Consider the following 13,890-nt stretch of genomic DNA (forward strand, 5'->3'; position numbering starts at 1 on the left):
AAAAACAAACTAATCATACTTAACCATGAAAAAAACTACTTATACTAATATTGCGCTAACAGCCTTATTAATATTATTTGGTTTTCAAGCGTTTTCTCAAAATTATGTACCGTTTACACCGCGATTTAATCAGGATGTAAAAGGTGACATTGTATTAATTGGTAATAATATTTTAGGACCAGACAACAATGCGTACAATGATAACCGCACATACAACAGTAATGTTAATATGCAGTATATTGATATAGATGGTGATCCCTCAACATTTAGTTCAAGTAGTGCAGATTTAGAGATAACCAATCAAGACTGTTACAAAATTATTCATGCGGGTTTATATTGGAGTGCTGTAGCACCTGGCGATCAACCCATAGATCAAGTCCGATTTAAAGGACCATCGGGAGGCTATTTTGATATCACAGGAACCGTTATTTTTAATGGTAACGATCTCCCTAATCCAGATAGTATTGATGGAGGCAATAGTTTTCCCTATGCATGTTATGCAGATGTTACTAGTATTGTTACGGGTTTAACCAATAATTTAGGAACCTATACCGTGGCCAATGTATCTAGTAGGCTGGGCAGAACATCTTCGTATACACCTAGAAATGGTACGGGAAATTCTGCTGGATGGTCATTGTACATCGTTTATGAAGATCCTACAGTTACAGGTAAATCTATAACGAGTTTCGATGGCTTTAGCGCGATAAGTGCAAGTAATAACCCCACCTTAGATGTACCTGTTTCTGGGTTTAGAACAGTGCCTGCACCAATTCCTGTTCGAGCAAGATTTGCTTTTGCAGCTTTAGAAGGTGATAAGCGCATCACAGGAGATCGATTATTGCTTAATGGGGTAAGACTATCATCTACAGATCGGCCTTCAAACAACTTTTTTAACAGTACCATTAGCCAATTAAGTGGTTTACCGGTTAATGATAGAGACCCGAATAGTACCAACACCTTAGGTTTTGATACTGGTGTTATTGAAGTACCCAACGCAGGTAATAGTATAATTAATAATGATGACACCTCTGCGATCGTAAGCTTAAGTAGTGTGCAAGATACTTATTTTCCATATTTCTACGCTTTGGCAGTGGATATTATTGAACCCAAAATTATTTTGACTAAAACAGTTGAAGATCTTGCTGGTAATGATATTGGTGGACAAATAGTTAACCTTGGAGATGAATTATACTACGTTCTTCGTTTTCAAAATACCGGAAATGATGATGCCACTAACCTCACCATTAGAGATGTACTTCCTAATAATATCGTGTTTAATTACCCAGCTGATATAGATGTTTTACCTCCTGGTGTGAGCCAAAGTTACGATGCTGCCAATAGGGAATTAACATTTACCGTAGATAATAGTGTGGTTGAAGAGAATGATCCTTACCAAGAAATACGTTTTAAGGTAACCGTTGTTCGTACTTGTAGTCTATTGAATAATGCCTGTGATAATCAAGTTGTAAATCAAGCTTTTGCGACTTATAATGGTACTTTAAATCCTAGTTTTACCATTACAGACGACCCGAGTTACGACTCCAATGCCAGCTGCGTACTAGATCCATCACCTACTAATTTTATAGCAGATATAGACTGTAGTTTTCAAGAAGAGGTTATTCTTTGTGGTGCGAGTACAGTGCTTACAGCTGGTGGTGGTTACGACTCGTATTCATGGTCTACCAGTCCAACAGGTACTCCCGTGATTGGGACTTCCCAAACCTTAACAGTTACAGAACCAGGAACCTATTACGTGCAAAATACGGCAACAGCACCTTGCCAATCCATAGATCAAGAATTTGAAGTCATTACTTTTGGTTATGGGGTAACAAATCCTATGCTACCTTTTGCCGATCAAATTGTTGTGTGTCCGAATGACGGAAAACAATTACCGAATTTCTTTTTGTGTGGTACAGGTGATACACGTCTTATTGAAACCAATATAACCGATACCTCTTCTATAATCTGGGAGAAATTAGATGAAACAAGTTGCGATGCTGTCTTAGATTTAGATTGTGCAAATGAAAACGCCTCCTGTATTTGGAATCAGGTGGCAACTGGACCTAATTTTTTATTGGATACAGCAGGACAATATCGATTAACATTAAATTATACTGGAGGTTGTTTTAATCAGTATTACTTTAATGTTTATACCAATTTAGTAGAGCCAACAGTAGCCCACAGAGATATTTATTGTACAACACCTGGCGAAATTGTAGTAGGTGGTGTACCAAGTGGTTACGAGTACAGTATTGATGGTGTAAATTATCAAGCTAGTAATACGTTTTCGATAACAACTCCAGGTAATTATCCTGTTTTTGTTAGACAAATAGGGGTGTCTCCAAATCCTTGTATTTTTCCTGGAGAGATTGTTCAAATAAGAGAGCGAGACTTTACAGCAACCACAAATATCACACAACCTCTGTGTCATGGGGATTTGGGTAGTGTTGTACTAGGTGCAAACGATGTGCGTGCCCAGTACTATTTTTCAATATTCCAAGGAGCAACCGAGATTAATAGCGTGGGACCTATCAATGCCAATACGTACACCTTTTCTAACCTGAATCCAGGGAATTATACAGTAAATATAAGCACAGATGATGGTTGTACATTCTCTCAAAGTATTTCAATTATTGATCCGCCTTTATTAGAAGTTGATTCGGCCATTACAGCACCATTAACCTGTGAAGACGGTGAAATTACGGTAACACCACGAGGGGGCACACCACCGTATTACTATTATGTAAATAGTACGACTGAGGTTCAAGTACCCACATCGCTGCCTATTGTTATTCCTGTAAGCACTGCTGGAGTGTATAACATCACTATTGTAGATTATAATAACTGTACTGTAAGTACAACCCAAACCATAGTGGAAAACCCTGCACCTGTATTTACCATAAGCCAAACCGATATTTTGTGCTACGGTGAAAATACGGGAGCCATTCAGTTTAATGTGACTAATGCCAATGGTTATACCTTAGAATATAGTATTGATGGCGGTACTACATATTCTTCAAACACCACATTTTCAAATCTGGGCTATGGTGACTATGAAGCTATCGTGAGATACACCCTTGCGGGAGCCGAATGTTTTACAACAGCACAAACCATAACCATTACGCAACCATATGAAGCCTTAACAGCAACGGCTGGAATTTCTGAATTGGCCGGATGTGGCCCATCAGGGGAAGGTAGAATTAGAATAACCAATCCGCAAGGAGGTGTGCCACCTTATGAGTATAGCTTTGATAATCAAACATCTTGGGGGCCAGATAACGACGCTTATGTGCTTCCAGGCACTTATACGGTTTACATTCGTGATGACAATGGTTGTATTTACCCCATGGAAAACATTGTGTTAGATCAAGAACCACCTGCACCTACCATAGCTGTGGCCGATCCTGTTTTTAATTGCGATGGTTCAGGAAACACAACGGTTACGGTAACCAATAATGGGGGACCTTCTTACAGTTATAACTACTATATAGATGGTGCGTTAAATCCTAATACTGCCGATCCTACAACATTTTTAAATGTACCTTCGGGATCGCACACCATTACTGTAGAATACACCTTATTAACCGTGCCAACGTTTAGTAATTTACTTTACGAAACCTTTGGTTATGGAGACGACACAACGTCTCCTGGAATTAATACCACCTATTACTGTTTCGAAAGACAAGTAGCAGCCACACAGTGTAATGGTAATCCTAGAATTAATGATGGTGATTACTCAGTGACGTCTAGTATTAGATCGCCTTTTGGAGCTTGGATAAACCCAACCGACCATACACCAGCAACCTCTCCACCAACACCAGATGGACGTTTTTTAGTGGTAAACATCGGAGCTAGCATACCAACAACAGCGACATTATACCAAAAACAAATAAACGATATCATTCCTAACCGTCCTATACAGGTCGAGTTTGCCGCTATGAATTTGCTTAGACCGGGCAACACTCAGTATGATCCTAATTTAACGGTAGCATTAGTAGATGCTTTGGGGAACGAAATTTCGTCTTACAGTACTGGCGATATTCCTAAAACGGGTGATTGGGTTGAGTATCCAATAACACCAGTAACATTAGATCCAGGATCTAACACCAGCTTAACTTTTGTTTTACGATCTAATGTACAACAAGTGAGTGGTAATGATGTAGCTATTGATGATATTAGAGTATATCAATTACCAGCAATCTGTACAACACGTGTAGATTTCCCTTTTGTTGTGCCATCAGGAAATGCCTTTACAGCTAGTATTACCGGAACTTCATCGGTAAATTGTAGCGGATCTGCAGATGGTACTATTACCATTGCTGCAGAAAATTTTGATCCTATCACAGGATTCCAATACTCTATTGATGGGGGAACCACTTGGAATACGCAATTAACCTCGCCATATACCATAACGGGATTATCGGCTCAAAATTACAACCTTTTAATTCGAAATGAGGATAGTGTAGATAATTGTGAGTTTTCCTTCACACCAACCATTGCCGAACCAAATGCTTTATCGGTTAATGTTACAAATACCGAGGTCACTTGTTTAGATGGTGCCACGATTACAGCCACAGCTACAGGAGGAACACCAGGTTATACTTTCGAATTAATCGATGCGACGAATACCGTTACAAATTTCCCAAACAACGGCGTTTTAACGGGTGTAGCAGCAGGAACTTACACGGTTCGTGCTACCGATGCTTTGGGTTGTGTAGATGCGACAACCACATTCACGCTAGTAGCACCTGTATTACCTACAGCGAGTATAGATCCGAGTTCAGATTTTTGTTACGATGCGGGTAATGCTGCAACTTTAGTGGTTAACGCTTCTTCTGGACAACCACCTTATCAATACAATATTAACGGTGGGGCATTTGGTACAAATAATACATTCTCCAACCTAACACCAGGCACTTATAACATCATTGTAAGAGATTCTTATGGCTGTGAGGTTACTTTGCCACCTCAAATTATAGCGCCTCAAATCGCTATTAGTACCATTGTAACAAAAGAACTAGATTGTACAGCATCACCAGAAGCCATTATCACAGGAACCGTTTCTGGTGGTACTATACCTTACACTTATGAGGTTTCAATAGATGGAGCTGGTTATACAAGCTTTACACCAGCGGGCAATCCGTTTACATATACTGCCGCAAGCGCAGGGACTTACCAATTTAGAGTGACTGATGATCTGGGTTGTGAAGTGCTATCGGAGGTTAACACGGTTGATAGTATAGAATATCCAACAGCAACCACAACGGTTATAGATGCGACTTGTTTTGGTAATGCAGATGGATCGGTTCAAATTATACCATCTGATGGTGTAGGGCCATATACCTATAGTTTTGATGGAAGCGCCTTTAGCGCAACCGCATTATATTCAGGTTTAGCGGCAGGAACGTATGCTTACCAAGTTCGTGATGCAAAAGATTGTGTCTTCTCTGGTAGCGTTACCGTAGGAGAACCAACACAATTAACAGCTACGGCGTCAGTTACGGCGTTTTCTTGTGATGCTAGTAATGCACCCCAAGCTGCCGTGGTAACTATCGATGTACCAACTACTGGAACAGCACCTTATTTATATAGCTTTAATGGCTCGGGGTATACCGCAACCAATACCTTAACCGTAAATGATAATGGTACAGACCAAACCATAAACTATTCGGTACAAGATGCCAATGGGTGTACCGCTGGTGGTTCGCTTATAATTTCAAGATTAGATAGTCCAACAGATTTAACCTTTGCTGCAACAGCAGTGACTTGTTCAGTTACAGAAAGTACGGTGACATTAACACCAACCAATGGTGTTGGACCCTTAACTTACAGCATTATTTCACCAGCAACAGCAACAGGAAACGTTTCAGGTGCTTCAACGGGTGTGTTTACAAATTTAGCGCCAGACACTTATGCGTTTAGGGTAACCGATGCTAACGGATGTTACTACACAGAATCCTTTACGGTAAATCCAGTAAGTAATATTACAGTTTCTGGAGTGAAATTAAGTGATGTTTTATGTTTTGGTGATACTACAGGTGCCATAGAATTTAATGTAAGTAATGCCACGAATTTTACATATACCATTAATGGAGGTGCGGCTACAGCTGGAACATTCCCTATAAATCTTACAGGATTAACAGATGGCAGTTATACCATAGTGGTAACCGATACCGATACCGGTTGTACCGCAACAGAAACCATTTCCATTTTAGAACCCACTGCGGCATTAGCCCTATCGGCAAGTGCAACAAATGTACATTGTAATGATTTTGAATCTGATATTACGGTAACCGCAACAGATGGAACACCAAATTATACCTATGCGGCGGTAGTAAGCGGTGCTGGGCCACCATTAGCTGCCAATTATTCGGCAAACAACCCTATTGCGGTTAATACCAATTTGGGTGCCGACTTAGTTTGGGACGTGTATGTGCGAGATGCCAATGGTTGTATAGCATTGACTACTGTTACTATTGCAGAAGATGCATTACCAACGGTTACAGTGCCAAGCGTACCTAGCAACCAATGTACAGTGGCCTCTGGTTTTACATTTACGGCAACAGGAACAGGTGTTGCACCTTTGGAATACAGTATTAATGGTGGCGCTTCGTATCAATCAAGCCCAACCTTTACAGTAAATGCCCCTGGAACTTATACGGTTACCATCAGAGATGGGAACGGTTGTACGGCAACCAGTGCGACAGATGTGGAAGTGTTTGCGCCTTTAACAGCAAGTGCTTTACTTACACAAGATTTAACTTGTTTCCCAACGCCAGATGCTTCAATCGATATTACAGTTTCGGGAGGTAATGCCCCCTATAGCTATGAAGTAAGTTCAGATGGCGGTGTTACATATACGTCTATTACGGGGTCACCATTTACAACAACAATAGCCGGTACTTATCAATTCTTAATTACCGATGCTAATAGTTGTACCATTGTAACGGACCCAATTGTTGTTAATACGCCTGTTAATCCTAGTATTACAGCAGTAGCCGTATCGCAAGCTATTAATTGTAATGCTGAAGAAACGGGTGCCTTAGATATTACCATTGACACTACTCAAGGAGAAGCTCCATTTGTAATTAATGTAAATAATGATACCACCGGTACAAATTACGGAACACAAACTACCGGATTAGCTGCTGGCGACTATACCATTACAGTTACCGATGCCAAAGGGTGTATCGATACGACAACGATTACGATTACTGAACCAGACCCAATAAATTTTAATTTAACTAATGTTGAAATAACGTGTAATAATCCTGGTGGTTCAGATTTAGGATCTATAACCGTTGAAAATGTAACGGGAGGTACTGGACCATTTACCTATTATATTAGCAATAACTTTGGTGATGTAATAGCTGGTAATCCGCATAACGCTCCAACTGGAGGAGATCACACCTTCACCATTATAGATTATGGTATTTATACGGTTAATGTCGTAGATGCCAACGGTTGTAGTTTATCACAACAAATAACAATGGCATCACCACCATCGGATTTAGATATTGTAGTTACGCCTACGGTAGTAGATTGTGCTTCAGGAGGAACCGTAACAGTAGAAGCCATATCTTTACTAGGAAGTGGTAATTATGCGTTTGGTATTTTAGAATTTAACTCTGCGCCTTATACGACCACATGGTTCGGGCCTGACACCCCAGGAGGTAATATTTATACTTTTACCAATTTAACCCCAGGTGTGGTGTACACTTTTGTAGTGCATGATATCACAACCGATTGCTATTTTGTAAAGTCAGCAGATGTCGCTATTCCACCAGCCTCACCTTTAACATCTAGTGTGACAGCAAACAATGTAGAATGCCAAGGGGAAAATAATGGTAGTGTAACCTTTACTATCGATAATTTTGACAGTACCACCACTTCTGTAGATTATCAAATTTTTAGGGCATTTAGTAACCAACCAGTAGGAGCAATTGGTACTACACCAGTTACATTTGGTACGCCAGTAACTATTACAACACCATCGCCAGGCACATTAGCACCAGGGCAATATTATGTTCAATTTACAGAAACAGGAACAGGCATTTATAATGGCTGTGAATCGGCATCTGTGATTTTTGAAATTACAGAATCTGCAAGACCGCTTAATTTGACTGCTTCGGTAGTTTCAAATGAAAACTGTAGTGCTCTAGGGGTTATATCAGCTGTAGCAAGTGATGGTACTGGACCTTATCAATATCAAATTTTACCAGATACAGATCCTGCTCCTACCGCCACAAGTGGAGGTTGGGGAACATCGAATACGTTTAATAGGTCAGCTGGCAATTACATTGTTTATGCTTTAGATGCTTATGCTTGTGTTGCGCCTTCTGCTGCTGTCACTTTAACGAGAGACGCAGACCCTACCATAGATCCTGTACCGCAACAGTGTTTTACAGGCGCACCAATTAACATCACCTTAACAGGCACAACATTTAGCCCAACAGGTGTAACTTATAGTATTGGTGGTGCCTACCAGGCAAGTCCTAATTTCACCATTACGGCTGCTGGTACTTACAGCGTAAGCATTAGAGATGCTAATGGTTGTACTGCAACAGTTCCTTTTGTGGTAGAACCACCGCTATTATTAGATGCCGTTTTAGATGCAGATTTAACCTGTGGCGCACCAGCTACTATTACTCTAAACCCTTCTGGAGGTACTGGAACGTATACTATATACGAAGAAAGTAGTGATGGTGGTGCTAATTATGCTCTTTTGGCTGGACCTACATTTAATACGACTACCGCAGGTACCTATATATTTAGGGTGACTGACTCACAAGGTTGTCAAGCAGTATCTAATGAAATTGTGGTTACACCAAACACAAGTCCTACTCTTACCCACGTTCAAACCAATGTAAGTTGTAACGGTGGTTCAGATGGTAGCATTACGCTAACACCAGCAAATGGTATCGCGCCTTATGAATTTAGTATTGATGGTGGTGCAACTTACCAATCCTCAAATGTGTTTAGTGGCTTAGGTGCTGGTACTTACAACTTTATAGTTAGAGATGCTAAGAATTGTACTGGCACGTTAGCAGTAACCATTACAGAGCCACCAGTATTAGGAGGCACTGGGGTTTTAACACAAGGCTTAACTTGTGGGGCAGGGAATGCCACACAACCGGCACTTATCACCATTACAGCTACTGGTGGTACTGCCCCATATACTTTTAGTTTTGATGGTGTTAACTATACTTCAACAAATACCTATGCCACTACGGTAGCAGGTACGGTAACGGCCTATGTGAGGGATGCCAATGGCTGTGATATTGCAGCACCTATAACGGTAAACGTCCCTGCTTTAAGTGTACCAACAGACTTAACATTTGCTGCCACAGCGGTAACTTGTATTAATACCTCAAGCGATGTTACGGTAACCACTACAGGGGGTGTAGGTCCATTGGTCTATGACATTATTGCACCAGCAACCGCTACAGGTAATACAACAGGTGCAACAACGGGTGTTTTTACTGGTTTAGCACCAGACACTTATGTGTTTAGAGTAACCGATGACAATGGTTGTACTTATGAAGAGTCTCATACGGTTGCTCCTGTGACTAATATTACTGTTTCTGGTACTGTAGTCGCCGATGTGAGCTGTTCTGGTGGAAATGATGGCGCCGTAGATTTTACCGTAGGGCAGTTTGCTGGAACTTACAGTTATGTAATTAATTCTGGAACGCCAGTAATTGGTCAAACCAATACTAGCATTAATATAACTGGATTATCTGTAGGGCCGCAAACCATTGTGGTTACAGACGATGTGACAGGTTGTACAGACACCTTTACAGTAGATGTTAGAGAGCCTGCAGCCGTGGCGCTTACATTAGTAGATAATATTAATGCCAATTGTAATTTTGGCGCCCAAGTAACTGTACAAGGTTCTGGAGGCACAGCGCCATACCAATACGCTTTTGTATTAGACGGTTCGGCACCTACGGCAGCAGATTACTCAAGCAATAATACTGCAGTCTTAGATCCAGCAACAAGTGCAGATTGGGATGTTTGGGTACTGGATAGCAATGGATGTAATGATATGATAGATCTTGTTATCGCAACAGATTCTTTACCAACTTTTACAGTAACTGGCTCACCATGTATTAGTGCGACAAACGATTTCAGTTTCGCTGTAAACGTAACATCTGGTGTGGGCCCTTATGAGTTTAGCATTGGAAACGGATTCCAACCAAGCCCTAATTTTACTGTTAACGCTGCAGGAACTTATACCGTAACCGTACGCGATGTTAACGGTTGTACCGCTGCAGCTACGTACACCATTGATGAGCCTATCGATTTAACACTTGATCCAATAGATCCGAGTTGTTCAGATGATGATGGTGTGATTACCGTTACAGGTTTTGGAGGTACTGGAAACTACGCTTATAGTATTAGTCCGAATGTAGGAATCACTTTAACAGGAAATGCATTTTCTGGTGTATCTTCTAACATAAATTACACAGTTACAGTTGAAGATACAGTTACAGGATGTACCAATACGGCCCAGGTAACTTTAGAACCTGCAACACCAGTTATATTTACACTTAGCGGCGAGAATTTAACTTGTAATGGCAGTAGTGATGGGGTTATCACGGTTAATTTACCAGCAACTAATGATGAGCCTATATATACCTACGAAATTATTTCAGGACCTAGTACGGCGCCAGCCCAAACGTCTAATATTTTTACGGGGTTACCAGCTGGTACATACGAAATTCAAGTAAGGTCTGGTAAAAACTGTACCAATACGGGCAATGTGACGCTTTCTGAGCCTGCAGCCATTAACTTCGATCCTTTAGTGGTTTCTCAATATGGTTGTACAACGGATAATACCGCAGATTACGCCACCATAACTGTAAATAATGTGACGGGAGGTTCTGGAATTTATAGATTTGAGTTTATTGATGGAGGAACAGTTGTTCAAGATGGACCTTCTAATGTGTATACAGAAGCCGATTTCACTGGTGGCACCTACACTGTAAATGTTTATGATGATAGAGGCTGTACAGCGACTTCTGCAACAGCAGTTATTAATCCGTTTATAAGTTTAGATCGTCTAAATGTTGTTGTTGATACTGAGATTACCTGTACGAACCTTGAAGATATTACTGTAACCGCCATTACCACAGGAGGAACACCTGCTAATATGGAATATACTGTTGAAGATGTTGATGGTACAACCATAGGTGGTGTTTACAGCTCAACCAATACTACAGGAAGCTTTACAGGATTAGATGTAGGAAACTATATTATAACTGTGGACAATTTAGATACAGGTTGTAGTATTCAAACAACACATTATGTTGACAATCCAAACACCTTCGATCTTGAGATTGATAATGTTGTTGATGTGACCTGTTATAACGATAATAATGGTAGTGTAGATATTACCTTTGTAGATTTAGTAGTTTCTGGAACCAACCCAGATCAAGCTGGACCTTTTGCTTACACAATTACCGATGCTTTAGGAGCATTTGTTACAAGTGGTACTGCACCTAATGCTGGCCCAATTACGATATCTAATTTAGAAGGGGGTACCTATACGGTTGAAGCAACCTTGGTTAACACGCCGTTTTGTACCGTAACTGAAAACTTTACCATTACAAGACCACCTACGGCCTTATCGGTTATTGCTACCCAAGCTTCTAGTGTAACTTGTGACAATAACCAAGGGTCTATACAAGCTGTAGCAACTGGTGGATGGAGTAATGTTTATGAGTTCCAATTAATGTTAGGAGCAACAGAAATGGAGCCTTATTCTTCAAACAGTTTCTTTACGGGCTTAGCGGCTGGAACTTATACGGTTAACGTAAGAGATTCTGAGGGTTGTATAGCTTCCGATACGGTGATATTACCTGCAACACCGCCAATTACGGTTAGCGCTGTTCCAAACACAACCTTATTAGCTTGTTTTGGAGACACCAATGCTTCTATAGTTGTAACGGCAAGTGGCGGACAAGGGAGTAATTACTCCTATACCCTAAATACTTTAGCCCCAGTAGTGAGTAACTCTGGACCACAAGCTTCTAATGTATTTAACAACTTGGGTGCTGGCGAATACACAGTAACGGTGACCGATGGGTTTAATTGTTCAACAACATCAAACGTTATTACCATTACAGAACCTAGCGAGATACAAGCCAGTTTAGTGGTTGCTTCAACACCAACTTGTTTAACAGAAGCGACACTTACTTTAACGGCATCAGGCGGAACAGCGCCGTATGAGTATAGTACAGATGCTACATTTACAACATCTACATCTTTTACTTCATCTGCAACAATTCCTAATGCAACACCTGGCGTGTACCAGTATTATGTGCGAGATGCTAATGGTTGTATTGCTAATGTTTCGAATGAAATAACGATTGACCCTTTACCACCATTGGTAGTCAATTTAGATACCACCAATGCTACTATTAATTGTTTTGGAGAGAGCACAGGTGTTATTATCGCTACGGCTGAAGGGGGCTTAGGGAATTACGTATATACCCTACAAGACGAAAACGGCGTAGATATTAGTCCGGCGCCAGTGCAAACCAGTCCTGGGGTATTTACTAACCTGCCAGCAGGAACGTACCAAGTGTATGTGGTTAGCGACGATTGTGTTGAAACAAGCGCGCAGACCGTCATTACCCAGCCATTGCAACCACTACAGGCCAATCCTGTAGTAACCAATGTAATCTGTGCAGGCAGTAATAATGGAGCTATGGAAATTGTAGCCTCTGGGGGTACAGGCCAAATTAAATATGCCATTTCACCGCAATTAAATCAGTTTTTTGAAACACCAGTTTTCGAGAACTTAGCGCCTAGTACCTACCAAGCCATTGCACAAGATGAATTGGGTTGTTTTGTGTATTTCAGTTTTGATATTACTGAGCCCGCTCCAATAGCGATTTCGGTTACGCCAAATTCTATTGTACCAGAACTTTGTAGAGGCGACTTAAATGCGGCATTTAGTGTAGATGTTTCTGGAGGTGTGGCACCTTACAGTTATAGTTTAAATGCCTATGGCGGCCCTTATACTGCAGGAGCCGTAGGAGAAACTCAATTTAGTTTCTCGAACTTACCAGGTGGTAATCATGTGGTATATGTGCGAGATGCTAATGGTTGTGAGTCTGAATTAGAAGTCGTATTGCCAGAGTCGGTATATATAAACCCAATGGCTACTGTAGAGTATGGGTGTACTAATAATTTATCGACCAATAGTGTTGTGGTAACCACAGATGCCAGCGTAAATCCTGCCGATTTAGAGTATGCTTTAAATGGCGGGCCTTATCAAGCCAGTAATGTATTTGTAAATGTTCCTCCTGGGTTAAATCACACTATAGAAGTGAGACACGCCAATGGATGTTTACAAAGTACGGTAGGTTTCGATATAGAGGATTACCACCCACTGGTATTAACTATAGAAGAGGGTAATATGAATGAGGTTGTAATAGTAACCTCAGGAGGAGCTGGCGGTAATGAATTTACTGTAAATGGAGAGTCTGTTGGAAATATCAACGCGTTCTATATTTACGAGTCTGGAGATTATACCGTAACCGTAACCGATCGCTATGGTTGTGTAGCTACCGCCACTGGATATTTCGAATATATTGATGTTTGTATACCAAATTATTTTACACCTAATGGTGACGGAAATCAAGATCTATGGGGGCCAGGCTGTACAGATCAGTACAAGGATCTCACCTTCGATATTTTCGATAGATATGGACGTAAAATTGTTAGTTTACGTGCTGGCGAAAAATGGGATGGAACCTATAATGGTGAAGAGCTACCTACCGGTGATTATTGGTATGTTGTTAAGCTCAATGATCCTAAAGACGATCGTGATTTTGTTGGTCATTTCACACTCTATAGATAATATCTGAAAATGAATAA

At 40.7% G+C, this 13,890-nt stretch carries 1 protein-coding gene; it reads left to right on the top strand.

All coding sequences use genetic code 11. The features are described 5' to 3' along the window. Positions 1-25: 25 nt before the first annotated feature. Entirely contained in the window at positions 26-13,873 is a 13,848-nt protein-coding gene (locus FEZ18_RS13320; RefSeq protein WP_153268772.1) for a T9SS type B sorting domain-containing protein, read from the top strand. Positions 13,874-13,890: the final 17 nt, after the last annotated feature.

Source organism: Oceanihabitans sp. IOP_32 (assembly GCF_009498295.1).
In the GTDB taxonomy this organism is placed as follows: Bacteria; Bacteroidota; Bacteroidia; order Flavobacteriales; family Flavobacteriaceae; genus Wocania; species Wocania indica.